Below are 17,581 nucleotides of genomic sequence, written 5' to 3' on the forward strand. Positions count from 1 at the left end.
TCAAAGACCTCCTGCATTTCCGGGACCGACCCACCACAGCACCTTCCGCTGGATCAGGCGCAGCGCCTGGTCGAAGAGGAAGCCGGTGATGCCGATCAGTGTCATGGTGAAGAAGACAAGGCTGGCGTTGAACGTGTTGCGTGCCATCATCGTGACCTGCCCCAGACCGGATCCGACGCCCACGGCCTCGGCGATCAGGACCACCATCCACGCGCCGAAAAGGTTCACCCGCAATGTGACGAAAAGCTCGGGCAGGATCGCGGGCAGGATGACGTGGCGATAGATCTGGCGTTTGGAGCAGCCCATGATCTTGGCAAGCTGGATGTAGTTCTTGGGTACGCTGTCGATCAGTGAAAGCGTCGCGAGTGTCATCACGAAGTAGATCGCGATGAAGACAAGGAAGATCGCGGGCGGATTGCCGATCCCGAAGACGAAGACCGCGACCGGGATCCATGCCACGGGCGAGATCGGGGCAAGCATGGTAACCAGCGGCAGGCTGAGCTTGCCGAAAATGCGGAAGTAACGGATGGCAAGTCCGGTCGCCAGTGACAGCGCAAAGCCCAGGATCAGGCCAGCCGTGACCCGCAGCGCGGTCCAGCCGATCACGCCAAGGACCGACCAGATCGAACCGCCTTGCCCCAGTGCCCCAGCCCGCGCGCCGGTCGGATCGAAGAAGCGAAACTGGTCTGGAAGGTTCGCCAGGAAGATATGCGGTGGTGGCAGCAGCAGCGGATTTGCCCAGCCCCGCCACCACGCGAACTCCCACAGGCCGACGAAAATCGCGAGCGATGTCAGCGACCACAGCACAGGTTCGGCCTTGCGCATCCATGCGCCGGGGCTGCGGGGCTTCTGCTGCATGTTCCGGCCCACCCCGTCCTGCCGCGTTTCCACGGTTCCATCGGTCATGAGAGATCCCTTTCGTCAGGCCGTCTTCAGCTTCAGCGAGGCATAGAGATCGGCATTCTCCGAAATCACCTCGCTCAGCAGTGTCCAGTCGAGTGCCTCGGGTGGAAGCAGGTTGCGGACATAGCCCATGTCCTTCATCGACTGTGAGCGGTCGGCGAAGAAGCGGTCATTGTCACGCTGGTCGATCTTGACGGGTTGGCGCGACTGAGCAAGCTTCAGCGCCTCGAACGATGACTTGTAATAGGTCCCGGCAGTCTCCTCGAGCGCCTTCGAGATATCCTGCTCGGACTGCTGCTGAGCCGTCAACATGCCCTTGATCACCGCCTTCACCGCTGCGGGATTCTCTTCCAGAAGGGGCGTGCGAGCCGCCAGTACGCAATCCGCATAGCCCTTGCCGTAGAGGTCGATCCCGTCGCTGAGGATCGTCGCGCCTGCACGCTGCTCAAGGCATTGCGTCGCATAGGGCTCGATATGGCAAACCGCGTCGATCGCGCCGTTGATGAAGGCGGCCGCGAGTTCGGGCGAGGTGTTGAAATACTTCACATCGACATCCGCGAAGGCCACACCGTCCTTGGCCAGGTAGTCGTAGGCCAGGACTTCAAGCGTATCCGCCTGGAAGGTGCCGATCGACTTGCCCTTGAGGTCTGCTGCGGACTTGATGCCCTCGGCCCCGATCAGGATGCACCCTTCGACCCCGGCGCCGGCAATCATCTTCACCGGCGCTCCGGCATCGACCAGGGTGATGAAGTTCGAATAGGGGATGACCGAGATATCGACCATGCCCGCGCCGAAAAGCGTCACCACGTCGGTGGTGGTCGGGGTCACCACGAAATCCAGCTCGACCCCGTCGGCCTCGGTCAGGTGGCGTTCCTTGGCGATGAAGATGCCGAGGTTGCACAGGCCCGCGCCATGGGTCGCCTTGATCGTCGTCAGGCCGGCGGCTGCCGCCTGCTTTGGAGCCAGAAGACCTGCCGGTATGGCAAGGCTGGCCATCGCGGCCGCGCCACCCTTCAGAAAGCCACGGCGGCTGGCCTGCATCATGTTGTGATAGCTATTCCCACATCTGTCGCACATCGCGAACCCTCACTGTTGGAGCGTGACGATGTGACGGGCGTCTTCGTGCCGGACGCGCCTTGCCAAATCGCCAATGACACTTGGCACGCCAACCAGAAGAAGAGGGTGAAACACCGCCAGATGGCCGAGCGTCTCATCGGGCGGGGTTGCCCTCCCTGCGCTGACCCAATGGCTATCCTGCGCCGCCTCTCGGGAAGAACTGCAAAATGCGGCTCGAGGGTAAAGTTTCAAGGTTGCTCAGACGCGGATCGTCCGCTGCGCGAATAATCGGCAGATGGCGGATCTGCCGTCACCTGCAACGGAGTTGGGCCGCCCCCTCTTGCCCTGTCACCCAATGTTGGTCAGCCGAAACTGCACGTTTGAGACAACCCCGATGCCTCGTCTTAAAGGGCGAAACTCGCTGTCTTCGTTTTTTGTTCTGACGGTCATGGCCTTCCGGCTCGACGGTGGGGAAAAGCCGGGTCGCGCCCTTGGATCAGGACTCGTTCTAGGATCATAGCCAGAACATGATGGTAGCGGCGAGGGCGACTGCTGACAGAAAGACCTTTGGTGATCGTTCGTAGCGAGTGGCAACCCTTCGCCAATCCTTCAGACGGCCGAACATGATCTCGATCCTGTTACGGCGTTTGTAGCGACGCTTGTCATACCTGATGGGCTTGCCGCGCGATTTCCGGCCGGGGATGCAGGGCCCGCTGCTGCCAAGGCACATGTGGTCGATCCGCGTTCGTCTGGAAATGGCGGGCAACAAACGCGATCTGGCGCTGTTCAATCTGGCCGTCGACAGCAAGTTGCGAGACTGTGACCTGGTCTGTCTCAAAGTCCGCGATGTTTTCGCCCTGTGCCTAGTGAAAGAGCGCGCATCGATCATCCAGAGCAAGACCGGCAAGCCGGTCCGCTTCGAAAACACTGAGACAACGCGTCAATCCCTTGAGTGCTGGATCGCCGACCCGGAGATGATTGGCCTCGATTATCTGTGGCCCAGTCGCCTGCACCACAGCCCGCATCTGTCGACACGGCAGTACGCGCGGATTCTGCGTGAATGGGTGATGTCGATCGGATTGGAGCCAAGCCCGTATGGCACTCATTTGATGCGCCGTACGAAAGTGGCGCAGATCTATAAAAATACGGGAAATTTGCGGGCGGTGCAGCTTCTGCTGGGCCACACCAAGATGGACAGCACAGTTCGATATCTCGGCATCAATCATGAGATGCGCTCACATTGTCAGAAGGGATTGATTTGTAGACGGTGCTCCGGCCGCTACAATGCTTGTCGGTCGGCCCATTCCTGTCGCTAGACTGCGGCGCATGCTGCGCGGCGTCGCTCCCGGAAGCGGTCATTTGGCGAGTGACGCAGAAAATCGGGTGTCGGAAAGACAGCGTTTGGGACCCAGCAGGCGGAGAGGGCAGGACAGGGACCCGACCGCGGCACCGCATCTGGGGTTGCCGCGATCTGGGCTTCGTTACAAGCCCTCGATCTCGATCGGTGTGCCGTTCGGGACGAGCGACCAGATTTCGCGCATCTCGGCATTGGTGACGGCAATGCAGCCGTCGGTCCAGTCGATCAGGTGATGCACCGGGCCGAGCGCTCCCCAACCGTTCGGCAGGCCATGGATCATGATGTTGCCGCCTGGATCGGGCCCGGCCCGTTCCGCCGTCTGACGGTCCTCGGGCGACGGGTAGGAGATATGCAGGCTCAGATGTGCCATGGAGCGGGGGTTGCGCCAGTCGATCACGTAGCTCCCCTCGGGCGTGCGCTCGTCCCCTTCGGCGTACTTGTGGCCCCGGTCCCAATTGGACCCCATCGAGATCCGGTAGGTGCGGATCACCTTGCCGTCGCGTAGCAGATGCATCTGTCGGTCGGCCTTCGATACGGTGATGAGGTCGGCCTGCTCGGTCGGAGCGGCGGCTGCGGGCGGCGTCCCCGGCGCAAGGCGCGCCATGACCTTGGCATAGCCCACAGCGCCCAGGCTGCAGAGCACAAGAAGAAGGAGTAGCGGTTTCAGCACCTTGCCTCCGGTTGCCGCAGAAGGGAGTATTCCGTGGATGAGGCCACACCTACGCCGATGCAAGTGTTTTGAGAGTCGCGACCTTCCGTTCCGCCGCATCTAGACATATCGACACTGTGTATGGTGTCGGTTGACCCACCAAGCACTAATTAAGCGTAGTTGGCCCGCGTGGACACTTTATGGTCTATGGCGAAGTGGTCCCGGCCTGAGGTACCTTTACCGCTATACGTTTAGACGGGTATTATCCGGGCTAGATCATCTGTTGTGCCCGATTATTGTTTTTTTACAAGGATAACTGGCGGAGGGGATGAGACTGATGTCGAAGAATCTCAACCCCCACATGCCTGCAGCGGATGGCTCCTTCGCCGCGTCGTTCAGATTGTTGGCGTACGTCTTGATGGCGTTCCTTATCTCAACAGGATGAGCGGCGAGTGCGGCAGTCGTGCGCGAGCGCTTGTCCTGCGCGAAGGGCGAGCGCCGCGATGGTCAGCGCGGGGTTGACGGCCGCCGAAGTCGGCAGCACCGAGGCATCTGTCACCCACAGGTTCGCAATGTCGTGGCTGCGGCAATCGGGGTCCACAACCGAGGTGGCCGGATCAATGCCCAGCCGCGCCGTGCCGCATTGATGCGAGGTGGTGCGGTTGCCGAAGATGCGCACCAGGGTCACCGGAAAGCCCGCCCGTCGCATGACCTGCCGGGTGCGCCGGATAAGCATATGATGCGCGTCCATGTTGGACCGCTGCCAGTCGACGACGATATCCCCGCCCCGGACAAGGACGCGGCTGTCGGGATTGGGCAGATCCTCGCTGGTCAGGAACCAGCCGAAGGCGCGGTCGGCGACGAGGCGTGCGAGCGGTCGCGGCAGGCCCGGGATCTGCGCCTTCAGGATATTGCCGGTGATGCGACCCAAGAGCTGGACATTTCCGAGTGGCGCATGCGCCTCGGGGTCGTCATTGTAGAAATCGTTGAAGCACAGGGTCTTCTGATAGACGGAGTCGTTCCGGATCAGTGGGTTCAGCGTGATCATCGCGCTGGTATTGTGGTTCATGAAGTTCCGCCCGAGCTGGTCGGAGCGGTTGCCGAGGCCTGTTGGATGCGCGGCATTGGTCGATCGCAGGAGAAGCGCCGCTGATTGCACGGCACCCGCGGCGACGGCGAAATGGCGGGCCGTCAGCCGCTCCTCGCGCCCGTTCCGGCGGAAGATGGCGGCAGTGATGCGGCTGCCCGACTCGTCGGTTTCAAGGCGGGTCACCTGCGCCCCGGTCATCAGCGTGACATTCGGATGCGTCAGGGCCTCGGCCAGCGGGCCGACCTCGGCGTCGATCTTGCCCGCGCCGCCGGTATTCGGGAAGGCGTCCCAACCCGTTTTGCCCCGTGCCAGCCAGGCCTCGATGTCGATGGCAAGGGGCAGGCTTGCCGGATGGACACCAGCACGCTTAAGCCTTTCGCGCACCTGCCGCAGGGCAGGCTCATCCGGCACGGCGGGGTAGGGGAAAGGACCCGACCGGGGAGGCTCGGTCGGGTCCTGATCCGCCGTCCCGCGCACGCGGAACAGCGCCTCGGCCTTGGCATACCAGGGCTCCATCTCGGCATAGGAGATGTCCCAGCCGGGGGAATTGCCGCGCAGATGCCGCCTTGGCCGGAAATCCTCTGCGCGGTAGCGATACATGACCGCGCCGTAGAATTTCGAATTGCCACCGACATAGTAGTAGTTGCCGGGCAGGAATTTCTGCCCGTCGGAGCCCGTCCATTCCTCGGAGGATCGGTAGACGCCCTTCTCGAATATCGCGACATCGTCGCGCGCGTCGGGGCTGTCGGGCAGATATTCGCCCCTTTCGAGGATCAGGACCCGGACGCCCGAGGGCGCGATGGCCGAAGCCAGCGTGCTGCCGCCGATGCCCGAGCCGATGATGATCACGTCGCTGTCGGTGGTCATTTCGCGTGCCTCAATCAATGCGCAGTTCTGTCGTGGGGTCGAAGAGAACAACCTTTGCGGTCTCGACCGCGAGCCGTGCGGTCTGCCCCGCACTTACGGCGAGGGGCGCGAGCCGCGCGATGACATCGGCGCCGCCCAAGGTGAAGTTGGCCAGCGTGTCGGGACCGGTCGGCTCGACCACTTCGATCATCACCTCGACGCAATCGGGAGCGTCCGTCGCGACCGAAAAGCCTTCGGGGCGGATACCCACTAGTACCGGCTGGCCCAAGTAGCGCTGGCGAGCGGCGTCGCTGATAGCCACCCCCGATATCCGTGACTTGCCGCCGTTCGGCTGGTCCATGACCAACACCGGACCACCCGGTTCGTCGACCAATCTGCCGGGGATGATGTTCATCGCGGGCGAGCCGACAAAGCGCGCCACATAGACGTTGGCCGGACGGTCATAGACGGATTGCGGCTCGTCCAGATGCTGGACAATCCCGTCCTTCATCACCGCGACGCGGGTGGCAAGGGTCATCGCCTCGATCTGGTCATGCGTCACATAGACGATAGTGGTGCCAAGGCGCTGATGCAGGCGCTTGATCTCGGTCCGCATGTCGACCCGCAGCTTCGCGTCAAGGTTCGACAGCGGCTCGTCGAACAGGAAGAGCTTGGGGTGGCGCACCAGCGCGCGGCCCATCGCGACCCGTTGGCGCTGTCCCCCCGACAGTTGCGAGGGCTTGCGGTCCAAGAGATGCGACATCTGTAGCAGTTCGGCCGCGTCGCGGGTCGCGCGCTCGCGCTCGGCAGGCGGGACGCCCCGTATCTTCATGCCGAATTCGATGTTCTGGCGCACGGTCATCGTGGGGTAAAGCGCATAGGACTGGAACACCATCGCGATATCGCGGTCCTTGGGCGACAGGTCGTTGACGGTCTCGCCGTCGATGCGGATCTCGCCCCCGCTAATGGTTTCAAGTCCCGCGATCATGTTCAGCAGCGTCGATTTCCCGCAGCCCGACGGGCCGAGCAGGACAAGGAAGTCGCCGCTGCCGATCGAGATACTGACCTCCTTCAGCACCTCCATCGTGCCATAGGCCTTGCGGACGCGATCTATTTCCAAAGTAGCCATCGGTCAGCCTTTCACTGCGCCGGCAGTCAGTCCACGGACAAAATAGCGGCCCGCGACGACATAGACGAAAAGGGTGGGAAGGGCGGCGATCATGGCTGCGGCCATGTCGACATTGTATTGCTTGCGGCCCATGGTCACGTTAACCACGTTGTTCAGCGCGACCGTGACGGGCGAGGACTCGCCTGCGGTGAACGAGACGCCGAACAGGAAGTCGTTCCAGATCTGGGTGAACTGCCAGATGCAGGACACGACCATGATCGGCAGCGCCGCTGGCAGCATGATCGAGAAGAAGATGCGGAGAAAGCCCGCACCGTCGATCTGCGCCGCCTTGGTCAGCTCGTCCGGGATGGTTACGAAGTAGTTGCGGAAGAAAAGCGTCGTGAAGCAGATGCCATAGACGGTATGGACCAGCACGAGGCCCGAGATCGTCCCTGACAGGCCCAGTGCGCCCAGAACCTGCGCCATCGGCAGGATCACCGCTTGGAACGGCAGGAAGCAACCGAAGAGCAGCAATCCGAAGATCAGGTTCGATCCCCTGAAGCGCCATTTCGTCAGGACATAGCCGTTCAGCGCCCCGATCCCGGTCGAAAGCAGGACGGCCGGGACGACCATCATCAGCGAATTGACGAAATAGGGCTTCAATCCTGTGCAGGCGGTGCCGATGCAGGCCTGGCTCCACGCCTTGGCCCAGGCCTCAAAGGTCAGGATTTTCGGCAGGCCGATAAAGGAGCCGCCATAGATCTCGTCCAGCGGTTTCAGCGAGGTCACGACCATGACCCAGAGCGGCATGAGGTAGAAACCCGCAAGCCCGATCAATCCGCCATAGATCATCATGCGCCCGATCATGCGCGAGCGTGCCGCAGAGCCGTATTCAATGGCCATCACGACCCTCCTTCAGCTCGGAATAAAGGTAAGGGACGATGATCGCGGCAACGGTCATCAGCATCATGATCGCGCTGGCGGCACCGACACCCATCTGGTTTCTCCGGAAGACCGATGAGAACATGAAGGTCGAGGGCACCTCGGTCGCGCTGCCCGGACCGCCATTGGTCATCGCCAGAACCAGGTCGAAGTTCTTGATCGAGATGTAGCTGAGAAGCACGATCACCGACAGGAAGGCCGGGCGCAGCATCGGCACAATGATGCTGGCATAGATGCGGGGCAGGGATGCCCCCTCGATCTGCGCCGCCTTGATCACCGAATTGTCGATGCCGCGCAGCCCGGCCAGAAAGATCGCCATGGCGAAGCCCGAGCTTTGCCAGACCGCCGCGATCACGATGGTATAGATTGCGAAATCGGGTTGGGTGATCCAGTTGAAGACAAAGCTTTCCCAGCCGAGTCCGTTCACCACCTTCTGGATCCCGAGATTGGGGTTCAGGATCCATTTCCATGCGGTGCCGGTCACGATGAAGGACAAAGCCATTGGATAGAGGTAGATCGCTCTCAGGGCGCCCTCGGCCCGGATGTTCTGGTCCAGAAGGATCGCCATGAGCAGCCCGACTGCGATGGTAACGGTCAGAAACAGCGCCGAGAAGATGAAGAGGTTCGCGACGGCGGTGTGCCAGCGCGGCGTGGCCCAGAGCCGATAATATTGCTCCAGTCCGACGAAATCGTATTGCGGTACCATCTTGGAGGACGAGAGCGAAATCCAGCCCGTCCAGGCGATGAAGAGATAGACCCCCACGATGACCGCGAAAAGGCTTGGGGCCATGACCAGACGCGGCAACCAGTCGGCGAACCGGTCCGCGATGCTTTTCCTTCGGGCCATGACGATCCTCTGCGGGGTGGGGGTGGACCCGCCGATCCTGAGATCAGCGGGCTGCGGATCAGCGGGCGTTATCGATGCCATCGACCAGCAACTGCACTGCGTCCTCGGAGGACATTTCGTTGACGAAGAACTGGGCGGCGACGTCGCCGAACACGGCCGCGAATTGCGGCTGCGCCGCAAAGCCATGTGTCGCCCCGCCCAGCATCGCATTGCCTTCGATCGCGGTCGCGCGTTCCGCAAAGCCCTTCTTGGCGCAATCGTCGAAATCGTCGACGCCAAGGTCGGTGCGCGCCGGGATCGAGCCCTTGATCAGGTTGAAATCATGTTGGACCTTGGGGTCCATGACGACCTCGGCCAGCGCTACCTGAGCCTTCGACACTTCGGGGTCCGAGACCTTGAACATGCCGAAGCTGTCGATCACGAACTGGAACGAGGGTGTCTCCGACGGCGTCGCAAAGCACAGGAAGTCGGTGCCGGGCTTCAGGCCCTTGGCCAGAAACTCGCCCTTGGCCCAGTCGCCCATGACCTGCATCGCGGCCTGCCCGTCGATCACCATGCCGGTCGCCACCGCCCAGTCGCGACCGTTGAAGCCATCGTCCACCAGACCCCGCACCTGACGCAGCGTGTCGAAGACCTGCTTCATGGTGTCCGAGTTGAGCGCCTCGGGGTCCAGATCCACCAGTGCCTTGCGGTAGAAATCGGGGCCCCCGATATCCGCGACCAGCGCGTCGAAGATCACCTGAATCTGCCAGGGCTCGTCACCCATGGCGAGGGGGATGATCCCTACGGCCTTCAGCTTATCGCCGTCCGCGATCAGATCGGCCCAAGTCTTCGGTTCGGCGATCCCGGCCTTGTCGAAGGCGGCCTTGTTGGCCCAGACCCAATTCTGGCGATGCATGTTGATCGGCACCGCGATCAGGTTCTCGCCATTCTTGACGAAGGGCAGCACCTGGGGCGCGATCGTCGCCTCCCAGCCATTGGCTTTGTCGAGGTCGTTCAGATCGCGCATCACGCCTTCGGAGGACCAGTCGATGCCCTCCCAGCCGATGAACTGCATCGCGCCGGGCGGGTTGCCTGCGGCGAGACGCGAGCGCAGCGCCTGCTGCATGTTGCCCCCGGACATCCCGCCGACGGCGCTGTCCTGCCAGCCATAGCCTTTGGCGGCAAGTGCCTCGCGGATGGTGTTCAGCGCCGCGACTTCGGATTCCGAGACCCAGTGGTGCAGCACCTCGATCTTGGTTTCGGCGTGCGCCGGCAGCGCGGCGGCAAGACCCAGCGTGCTGGTGATCAGGGTGGAGGACAGTTTTCTCATGGTGGATTCCCCGTGTTGGATGAGATGAGAAAGCCCGGCGGCGTTCCGCGCGTCTCGGGATGTGATGGGTTCAGGCATCGACAGCGGCTCCGTATCCGACGTTGCGCTTGCCGTAGCGGCGGACGCGGATATTGGCTTGCTCGGCATGGCCGACGAAGCCCTCCATGTGACAGAGCCGCGAGGCATAGGCGCCGATCATGGCCGAGGCCTCGTCAGTCAGGACCTTCTGATAGGTGCAGGTTTTCAGGAACTTGCCGACCCAAAGCCCGCCGGTATAGCGCGCGGCCCTAAGTGTCGGCAGGGTGTGGTTTGTGCCGATAACCTTGTCGCCAAAGGCGACATTGGTGCGGGCCCCAAGGAACAGCGCGCCGTAATTCGTCAGATTGTTCAGGAAGTAATCCGGGTCCGCGGTCATCACCTGAACATGTTCCGAGGCGACGCGGTCGCCCTCGGCCACCATCTCGTCGAGCGTGTCGCACAGGATGATCTCGCCATAATCCTGCCACGCCTGCCGCGCGATCTCGGCGGTGGGCAGGATCGCCAGCAGGCGGTCGATCTGCGCCAACGTGTCGCGCGCCAGTTTCTCGGAATTGGTGATCATCACGGCGGGCGAGTTCGCGCCGTGCTCGGCCTGCCCCAAGAGGTCGGTTGCGCAGATCTCGCCATCGACCGTGTCATCGGCAATGACCAGCGTCTCGGTCGGACCGGCGAAAAGGTCGATGCCGACGCGTCCGAAAAGTAGGCGCTTGGCCTCGGCCACAAAGGCATTGCCGGGGCCGGCGAGCATATCGACCGGCGCGATACTCTCGGTGCCGATGCCCATGGCCGCGATGGCCTGCACGCCGCCAAGGCAATAGATTTCATCCGCCCCGGCCAATGCCTGCGCCGCGACGATCTTCTCGGCGATCTTGCCCTTGAACGGCGGCGCGCAGGTAATGACGCGCCCGCAACCCGCGACCTTCGCGGTCAGTACCGTCATATGGGCCGAGGCGAGCAGCGGATATTTACCCCCCGGAACATAGCAGCCGACATTTCGGATCGGCACGTTCCGGTGGCCGAGGATGATGCCCGGCAGCGTCTCGACCTCAAGATCCAACATGGAGTCGCGCTGCGCCTGCGCAAAATTGCGGATCTGCTCCTGCGCAAAGTCGAGGTCGTGACGTTCCTGCCAGGTCAACCCGTCGATGCAGGCGGCGATCTCGGCGTCGGTCAGGCGGTAGCTCTCGCGGTCGAGGCCGTCGAATTTGATGCTGAGTTCGCGGACGGCCTTGTCGCCGCCTTCCGCAACCTGTGCCAGCAGCTTTTCGACAGCCTCGGTCACCGCCGGGTCGGTCTGGTCGCCTTGGCTGAGGCGCGCGGTTTTCAGATGCCGGATCATGGCAAATCTACCTCACGGGGTGCGCCGCAGCGGCCACCCGATCTGATTTCTGGAAGGGAGAAGAAAAGAAGGCCGGGGGCGGGCGCGCCGCCCCCGCGCAGGTCAGAACATCTGCTCTTTCGCGCGCATCTCGGCGTAGGCTTCCTGTTCTTTTTCGTAATAGGCGGGCGAGGGGAAATCCCACCAGCCGGTCGCGAAGGGTCCGGCCGCGTCGCGCGAGACGATCACCTCGACCAGCGTCGGTCCCTCGGTGTCCAGCGCCGCCTGCAGCGCGCGTTCAAGATCGTCGTCCTTCTCGACCTTCCACGCCTCAAGCCCAAAGGCCCGGGCCGAGGCCGCGATATCGGCGGAATAGGGCTCGCCGTTTCCGGCATGGCGGTTGAACTCCGACGCGACATGCCGGCCCATGAACTTGCGCTGCCCACCGCGGATCGACATGTAGCCCTGGTTGTTCAGCACCAGGAACACCACGTTGATCCCGTTCATGACCGCCGTGCCCATTTCCGGCAGCGACATCATGAAATCGCCGTCGCCGACGATCGCCACGACCTTCTGATCGGGGCAGGCAAGCTTCGCGCCCATCGCCGCCGGAACCGCCCAGCCCATCGGCGAGTAGGACCCCGAGGTCAGATGCGTGCGCGGCAGGTAGACCGGGAAGCTTTGCTTCACGGAGCCTTGGGTATTCCCCGAACCGACAACGACGATCCCGTCGCGCGGCAGTACCTTGCGCAGCGCGACCAGCGGCCGCTGCGAGGTAAAGGGCGTCTCGCGGCTAGACTCGCGCGGCTCGACCAGCGCGCGCCAATCGGCCTTGGCCTGTGCGACATCGGCATGGAAATCGGCATTCCGCGCCCGCAACTTTTGGCCATCCTCGGCCGGGATCGCGGCAAGGATTTGCTCCAGCGCAATCTTGGCGTCCGAGACAATGCCGACTTCGGTCGGATAGGTCTTACCGATCTCGCGCGGGTCAAGGTCGATGTGGATGAGCTTGGAGGGAGGGAAGCTGAAGGAGACGCCCTTGGCATAGGACGAGGCCGACCAGTCGGTGAAGCGACAACCGACCGAGATCACAACATCGGCCGAGGCGGTGATCTTGTTGCCGCAGGTCGTGCCGGTCTGCCCGACCGCACCGATGAAAAGCTCATTGTCTTCGGCTATCGCGCCCTTACCGTTCCAGGTGATCGAAACGGCGGCCCCGATCCGTTCAGCCAACGCGGTCAACTCGGCCGAGGCATTTGCAGTGATCGCGCCGCCTCCGGCGACGATGACCGGACGCCGCGCGCCCAGCAGCAGGTCGACCGCCGCCTGAATGGCGCGGGGGTCGGGATGGGCGACGCCCAGCGGCATCCGCTTCTCCAGCGGGTGGATCGTCACATCTGCGGCCTCGACCTGCACATCCATCGGCACCTCGACATGGACCGGGCCGGGGCGGCCGGTCAGCATTTCGTTGAAGGCGCGGTGCATGATCGTCGGCAGCGCCGTGGTCGATTGCGCCTGCCATGCCCGTTTTGTCACCTGCTCGGTAATGCGGGGGAAGGCATTGTCCTGCTGGCGCTCCAGCTCCTGCATGGTGCCGTGGCCCTGCATGTAGGTCTGGGGCGAGCCCGAGACGTAGAACACCGCGGTCGAGTCGCAATAGGCGGTGGCAAGGCCGATGATCGTATTCGCCGCACCCGGCCCGACCGAGGTCGAGCAGGCCATCGGTTTCCCCGAGGCGCGGAAATAGCCATCCGCCATATGCACGGCGCTTTGCTCATGCATGACCTGGATGAAGGGAATCTCTGATCCTTCCTGCAGGAAGGCGTCGAACAGCGCCCAGATGCCGTGGCCCGGAACGCCCGCCACATATTCCACGCCGTAATCCTTCAGCGCCTTTGCCACGACCTGGCCACCGGTAAGTTTCATCGCATTCCCCGTCTGGTTGGCTGCACCGATCTTGGTCAGGTGCAAGTCTGATTTCACTTTCCCTGATGCTGCGGGCTTGACGATTTTGTCGCAATTTCGCATCGCTATGAATCATGGCGCAAACTGACGCACCGAGTGCGAAGGCATGGGATGATGAGTGAAACGGCCGGCAGTGACGACAAGATGACCAATTTCGCTGCCAATCTGCGGCTGCTCTGCGACCGGCAGGGGTCGATCTCGCAGATCTGCCGCAAGCTTGGGATCAACCGGCAGCAGTTCAACAAGTATCTTTCCGGGCGGCACATGCCCTCATCGGGCAATATCCGTGTCATCGCGAATTACTTCGGCCTTGGCCCCGACGTGCTTTTCGCCGAGCATGAGCATTTCCGCGCTTTGGTCGACGGCAATTTCTTTGACGTGCTGGACCATCTGCGCCGCGCGCCGCAGGTCGTGCGCTTTCTCGACACGGTCGCCGTCTCGACCAAGATCGACATGGGGGAATATGTCGGCTGCTATGACCGCTACCAATATTCCTCGATCTATTCGCGCAAGATCCTGCGCTCGGCCTTCTGCATCTTCCAGAACGGCGATTTTCTGAACCATTATTACATCGAACGCTTTCCGAGCTACGACAATCCGGCCCGGACCGAATACATCTTCAAGTACCACGGTTTCACCTTCCCGGTGGAGGACAGGGTCTTCACCATCGACTTCGAGACCGTGCAGCGGAACGAATTTACCTTCGGCATCTTCTCGAATGTCCAGCGCAGCTCGAAGCGCTTCATGTTCGGCATCGTCAGCGGGGTGGCGGCGACCATGTTCCGCCAGCCCTTCTCGACCCGGGCGGTGCTGCATTATCGCAAGGCCGGGCTCCTGAGCCGGGCCGAATTGCAGTCGACGACGACGCTTGACATGAACGACCCGTCGATCCCGCGCGAGGCGCGCGAGTATCTGGGTGAAAGCCCCGACATGATCAAACCGGCCTGACGCGGGGGGCGGATTTTTCCGCGTCAGTCTGCGTCAGTTTTACATCTGTCGCGCAATGGTTTGCGCCATGGTTCCGTGCTGTCTTGGGTGCAACAGAACCCGATCAAGGCGCCCGCCATGTACAACCAGACTCGAGACCTTGCCTTTGCCGATGACTTCATTCTGGCGAAGCTTGTTGAAAACGCCCGCGATTTTGCCGTCGAGGATGCCATCGTCGTCAACCTGAGCCCCGAGCCCATGGTGACCGGCACCGACCATCCGGGCGTCGTCCCGGCTTGGAAATCGACCTGGCTCAAGGGCGGGACGATCATGTCGGCCGAGCGCGCGGCGATCATCAAGGTGCGTCAGGCCACCAATCTCGGCGGCTGCATGTTTCGCGGCTGGGACTGGCTTGGCAACCGGATCAAGAGCTTTCCGCGTGACACGCCGCTGTTCATCTCGGCCCAGGACAGCATCGGCATGGTGACGACCGATGCCCATGTCTTCACCAATGAACGCAAGACCGCCGAGGCGCCGCAGCAGTTCGAGCTGAAGCTGAACCTGTGGTGGTCGCCGGGCGATACCGACTGCTTCATCCATAACGAGCACCCCTTCCTTGAGGTGCATACCCAGATCCACGGCCTTGGCCGGATGCAGAAGTTCCGCGAACGCGATGCCGCGACGCTATACGAGGATGTTGTGATGCCGATCGGCTATTCGCATGACCCGTTCTGCCGCGTCACCGGCCCGAGCGCGTGGACCTATCCCTGGCACCGCTACTATGCCGATACCGACTCGGTCTGGCTCGCGGTCGAACTGCACCCGCAGGGCTGACAGGTTTCGCGATGATCTCCGAAGGATCATGGACCCGGACCGAAACGGACGAGCTGGGCAGCCGTAAGCTGCCGGGCGAGGCGCTTTACGGGATCAACACGCTGCGCGCCGCCGAGAATTTCCCGGTGTCGGGCATGCAGATCGAGGCGCTTTCGCCCCTGATCCATGCCATGGCTCTGACCAAGAAGGCGGCGGCGATGGCCAATCACCGTCTGGGAAAGCTTTCGGCGCGCAAGGCCGAGGTGATCGGCCGGGTCTGTGACGAGCTGATGGCGGGCCAGCATGCCGGCCAGTTCATTGTCGACGTGTTTCAGGGCGGCGGCGGCACCTCGAGCCATATGAACATGAATGAGGTCATCGCCAATCGCGGGCTGGAACTGATGGGCCATGCCTGCGGCCAATACGAGCATTTGCACCCGGTCCGCGATGTGAACCGGTCACAATCGACGACAGATGTCCATGCCACCGCACTGCGCATCGCCTTGATGCAGGCCGCGCCGGGGCTGGAAGCGGCCATCCGGGATCTCGCGGACGCCTTTGCCGCCAAGGGGCAGGAATTCGCGGGCATCCTGAAGCTTGCCCGCACCCATCTGCAGGACGCCGTACCGATGACCTTGGGTGAGGAATTTGCCGCATTCGGCAGCGCGCTGCGGCAAGAGGGCGCGCGGATCTCGCCCGCCTCGCAGGCTTTGGCCGGGCTGAACCTCGGCGGCACCATGGTCGGCAGCGGCCTGACCGCCCAGCCCGAATTTGCCGATGCGGTGATTGCCGAATTGCAGCGCCTGACCGAATTGCCGCTGCGCCGGGCCGAGGATCTGGTCTCGGCCGCGTGGAGCACCGCCGATCTGGTGCAATTCTCGGCCATGCTGCGCGGTTTGGCGCTGACCATGTCCAAGATCGCCAGCGACCTGCGCCTGCTCTCCTGTGGTCCGCGCGGGGGGCTGGGTGAAATCATCCTGCCAGCCGTGCAACACGGCTCGCCGCTGGTTGAGGGCAAGATGAACCCGGTCATCCCGGAAATGATCAATCAAGTAGCGATCCATGTCGCCGGGGCCGATGCCTCGGTCGGGATGGCCGCGCAGTCGGGGCAGTTGCAGCGCAATCCCTTCGAGCCGCTGATCGCGCATTGCCTGCTGACCAGCATCGGCATGATCTCCAGTGCCGCGCGCATCCTGGCCCGGCGCTGCGTCGAGGGCATCCGCCCCGATCCTGCCGCCTGCGCCGCGCATCTCTCGGCCCCGCAGACGCTGATCGCGGGGCTGACGACCCTGGTCGGCCCCGAGGTCGCCGCTGCCATCGCCTCATCCGTCGCCGCAGGAACAGCGCTTGACGAGGCTTTGCGCAACCACGGGCTTGGCCCGCTTACTTTTGCTACGGATACCCATGACAAACCCCAATTTTGACGCTTATGCCGTCCTCTTGCCCGCGATTGACGATCTTACCCTGACTGATCCCTTGGCGCGGTTTCTCGACGAGGGCGGGCGCGCCTTTCTGATCGGCGAGACTCGCGACGAATATGTCGGCCGCGCCATGTCCGAGGCGCGTCGTGCAACCGAGACTGCCGATGTCATTTGCAACTTGACCCAGCAGATCCGCGACCGCGCCGGATCCGCGCTGATCGCATTGGATCAGGAACCCGGAGGCATCTGCCGACTTCACGGTCTGGTCGCGGAACTGCCGGTTGACCTGAACTCGACCTCTACGGCAGAGATCGAGTGCATCGCCTTCGACATTGCCGCAGCTGCGCGCGGGATGAGGGTGACGATGTTCTTGTCCCCGGTGTTGGACGTAGTAACGGGCCGCAATCCGTGGCTCACGGGCCGAACGCTTGGGACCGATCCGGATCAAGTTGCGCGTATCGGCGCCGCATTTATCCGGGGTGTCGAGAAGGCGGGCGTCGTCGTCTGCGCCAAGCATTTTCCTGGACATCACGACATCGACGGCGACCCGGCTATCGAGGTCGCGACGGTCAGCGGCAGGGCCGGGGATCTGGATCCGGGAATGATCCCGATGCGTGCAGCAATCGATGCCGGCGCGCGGGCGATGATGACCGGCCCTGCGTTGGTGCCGGGGATGGACCCGGTGATGCCGTCCTCGCTCTCCGCCCCGACCATTGCCGCTCTGCGCGGGATGGGCTTTGCCGGGCTGGTTGTCAGCGACGATCTGGACGCCATCGGCACCCTGCGGGGCGAGCGGGACGTGGCAGGCGCGGCCGTCGCGGCGCTGGCAGCGGGATCGGACCTGCTGCTTCTGTCGGCCGCGAACGACCTTCGGGACATCCGCGCGCGCATCCTCTCCGCCGTGGCCGATGGCTCCCTGCCCGAGGCGCGACTGGCCGAGGCTGCCGCCCGCGTCCGCGCCCTTGCCGACAGCACCGGGGTCTGAGCG

14 protein-coding genes and 2 pseudogenes are annotated in these 17,581 nt (G+C 63.0%); 5 read left to right on the forward strand and 11 right to left on the reverse strand.

The window, feature by feature from the left end:
• The 3 genes and pseudogenes from ACO2Q4_RS21595 to ACO2Q4_RS21605 form a co-directional block, all read right to left on the reverse strand.
• Complete coding sequence (locus tag ACO2Q4_RS21595; protein WP_423321862.1) at positions 1–906, reverse strand: ABC transporter permease; 906 nt, start codon at positions 904–906, stop codon at positions 1–3.
• A gap of 15 nt (positions 907–921) precedes the next feature.
• On the reverse strand, positions 922–1,980 hold the full coding sequence (locus tag ACO2Q4_RS21600) for an ABC transporter substrate-binding protein (protein WP_423321864.1): 1,059 nt from the start codon (positions 1,978–1,980) through the stop codon (positions 922–924).
• Between the two features lie 493 nt (positions 1,981–2,473).
• Positions 2,474–2,668 (reverse strand): annotated as a pseudogene (locus ACO2Q4_RS21605) (transposase); the annotation flags it as partial.
• On the opposite strand from ACO2Q4_RS21605, the pseudogene ACO2Q4_RS21610 reads away from it, so the two are divergent.
• Positions 2,658–3,223: pseudogene (locus ACO2Q4_RS21610) on the forward strand (tyrosine-type recombinase/integrase); the annotation flags it as partial. The pseudogenes ACO2Q4_RS21605 and ACO2Q4_RS21610 overlap by 11 nt on opposite strands.
• A 217-nt stretch (positions 3,224–3,440) precedes the next feature.
• Here ACO2Q4_RS21610 and ACO2Q4_RS21615 read toward each other — a convergent pair.
• The 8 genes from ACO2Q4_RS21615 to ACO2Q4_RS21650 all read right to left on the reverse strand — a co-directional run bounded on the left by ACO2Q4_RS21615 (position 3,441) and on the right by ACO2Q4_RS21650 (position 13,393).
• Positions 3,441–3,986, reverse strand: a complete 546-nt coding sequence (locus ACO2Q4_RS21615) for a L,D-transpeptidase family protein (protein ID WP_423321866.1) — start codon at positions 3,984–3,986, stop codon at positions 3,441–3,443.
• Between the two features lie 412 nt (positions 3,987–4,398).
• Positions 4,399–5,922: a GMC oxidoreductase gene (locus tag ACO2Q4_RS21620; protein WP_423321868.1), complete on the reverse strand. Its 1,524-nt coding sequence runs from the start codon at positions 5,920–5,922 to the stop codon at positions 4,399–4,401.
• Between the two features lie 10 nt (positions 5,923–5,932).
• Complete coding sequence (locus tag ACO2Q4_RS21625) at positions 5,933–7,030, reverse strand: ABC transporter ATP-binding protein (RefSeq protein WP_311761665.1); 1,098 nt, start codon at positions 7,028–7,030, stop codon at positions 5,933–5,935.
• A 3-nt stretch (positions 7,031–7,033) separates the two neighbouring features.
• Positions 7,034–7,912 carry a carbohydrate ABC transporter permease gene (locus ACO2Q4_RS21630; protein WP_311761664.1) on the reverse strand — a complete coding sequence of 293 codons (879 nt, stop codon included), beginning with the start codon at positions 7,910–7,912 and terminating at the stop codon, positions 7,034–7,036.
• Positions 7,902–8,798 carry a carbohydrate ABC transporter permease gene (locus ACO2Q4_RS21635; protein ID WP_311761663.1) on the reverse strand — a complete coding sequence of 299 codons (897 nt, stop codon included), beginning with the start codon at positions 8,796–8,798 and terminating at the stop codon, positions 7,902–7,904. Before ACO2Q4_RS21635 ends, ACO2Q4_RS21630 begins: the two co-directional genes overlap by 11 nt.
• A gap of 58 nt (positions 8,799–8,856) precedes the next feature.
• Positions 8,857–10,110, reverse strand: a complete 1,254-nt coding sequence (locus ACO2Q4_RS21640) for an ABC transporter substrate-binding protein (RefSeq protein WP_423321871.1) — start codon at positions 10,108–10,110, stop codon at positions 8,857–8,859.
• A 70-nt stretch (positions 10,111–10,180) separates the two neighbouring features.
• Entirely contained in the window at positions 10,181–11,488 is a 1,308-nt protein-coding gene (gene hisD / locus ACO2Q4_RS21645; RefSeq protein ID WP_311761661.1) for a histidinol dehydrogenase, read from the reverse strand.
• 102 nt (positions 11,489–11,590) lie between these two features.
• Positions 11,591–13,393 carry a thiamine pyrophosphate-binding protein gene (locus tag ACO2Q4_RS21650; protein ID WP_423321873.1) on the reverse strand — a complete coding sequence of 601 codons (1,803 nt, stop codon included), beginning with the start codon at positions 13,391–13,393 and terminating at the stop codon, positions 11,591–11,593.
• A 153-nt stretch (positions 13,394–13,546) separates the two neighbouring features.
• On the opposite strand from ACO2Q4_RS21650, the gene ACO2Q4_RS21655 reads away from it, so the two are divergent.
• The 4 genes from ACO2Q4_RS21655 to ACO2Q4_RS21670 all read left to right on the forward strand — a co-directional run bounded on the left by ACO2Q4_RS21655 (position 13,547) and on the right by ACO2Q4_RS21670 (position 17,578).
• The gene (locus tag ACO2Q4_RS21655) at positions 13,547–14,380 is read left to right on the forward strand and encodes a helix-turn-helix domain-containing protein (protein ID WP_311761659.1); all 834 of its coding nucleotides are present in this window, start codon (positions 13,547–13,549) and stop codon (positions 14,378–14,380) included.
• Positions 14,381–14,497: 117 nt separating this feature from the next.
• The gene (locus ACO2Q4_RS21660) at positions 14,498–15,193 is read left to right on the forward strand and encodes a hypothetical protein (RefSeq protein WP_311761658.1); all 696 of its coding nucleotides are present in this window, start codon (positions 14,498–14,500) and stop codon (positions 15,191–15,193) included.
• A gap of 11 nt (positions 15,194–15,204) precedes the next feature.
• A complete protein-coding gene (locus tag ACO2Q4_RS21665) occupies positions 15,205–16,596 on the forward strand; it encodes an aspartate ammonia-lyase (protein WP_311761657.1) in 1,392 nt (463 codons plus the stop codon).
• Positions 16,577–17,578 carry a glycoside hydrolase family 3 N-terminal domain-containing protein gene (locus ACO2Q4_RS21670; RefSeq protein ID WP_311761656.1) on the forward strand — a complete coding sequence of 334 codons (1,002 nt, stop codon included), beginning with the start codon at positions 16,577–16,579 and terminating at the stop codon, positions 17,576–17,578. The genes ACO2Q4_RS21665 and ACO2Q4_RS21670 overlap by 20 nt, the downstream gene beginning before the upstream one ends.
• Positions 17,579–17,581: the final 3 nt, after the last annotated feature.

It is taken from the genome of Paracoccus sp. KR1-242 (assembly GCF_049446195.1).
GTDB classification, from domain to species: Bacteria; Pseudomonadota; Alphaproteobacteria; order Rhodobacterales; family Rhodobacteraceae; genus Paracoccus; species Paracoccus broussonetiae.

Coding starts and splice junctions, on each gene's coding strand:
- ACO2Q4_RS21620 (WP_423321868.1), bottom strand. CDS start 5,922: ATGACCACCGACAGCGACGTGATCATCATCGGCTCGGGCATCGGCGGC.
- ACO2Q4_RS21655 (WP_311761659.1), top strand. CDS start 13,547: ATGAGTGAAACGGCCGGCAGTGACGACAAGATGACCAATTTCGCTGCC.
- ACO2Q4_RS21595 (WP_423321862.1), bottom strand. CDS start 906: ATGACCGATGGAACCGTGGAAACGCGGCAGGACGGGGTGGGCCGGAAC.
- ACO2Q4_RS21660 (WP_311761658.1), top strand. CDS start 14,498: ATGTACAACCAGACTCGAGACCTTGCCTTTGCCGATGACTTCATTCTG.
- ACO2Q4_RS21665 (WP_311761657.1), top strand. CDS start 15,205: ATGATCTCCGAAGGATCATGGACCCGGACCGAAACGGACGAGCTGGGC.
- ACO2Q4_RS21670 (WP_311761656.1), top strand. CDS start 16,577: ATGACAAACCCCAATTTTGACGCTTATGCCGTCCTCTTGCCCGCGATT.
- hisD (WP_311761661.1), bottom strand. CDS start 11,488: ATGATCCGGCATCTGAAAACCGCGCGCCTCAGCCAAGGCGACCAGACC.
- ACO2Q4_RS21625 (WP_311761665.1), bottom strand. CDS start 7,030: ATGGCTACTTTGGAAATAGATCGCGTCCGCAAGGCCTATGGCACGATG.
- ACO2Q4_RS21650 (WP_423321873.1), bottom strand. CDS start 13,393: ATGAAACTTACCGGTGGCCAGGTCGTGGCAAAGGCGCTGAAGGATTAC.
- ACO2Q4_RS21640 (WP_423321871.1), bottom strand. CDS start 10,110: ATGAGAAAACTGTCCTCCACCCTGATCACCAGCACGCTGGGTCTTGCC.
- ACO2Q4_RS21635 (WP_311761663.1), bottom strand. CDS start 8,798: ATGGCCCGAAGGAAAAGCATCGCGGACCGGTTCGCCGACTGGTTGCCG.
- ACO2Q4_RS21630 (WP_311761664.1), bottom strand. CDS start 7,912: ATGGCCATTGAATACGGCTCTGCGGCACGCTCGCGCATGATCGGGCGC.
- ACO2Q4_RS21600 (WP_423321864.1), bottom strand. CDS start 1,980: ATGTGCGACAGATGTGGGAATAGCTATCACAACATGATGCAGGCCAGC.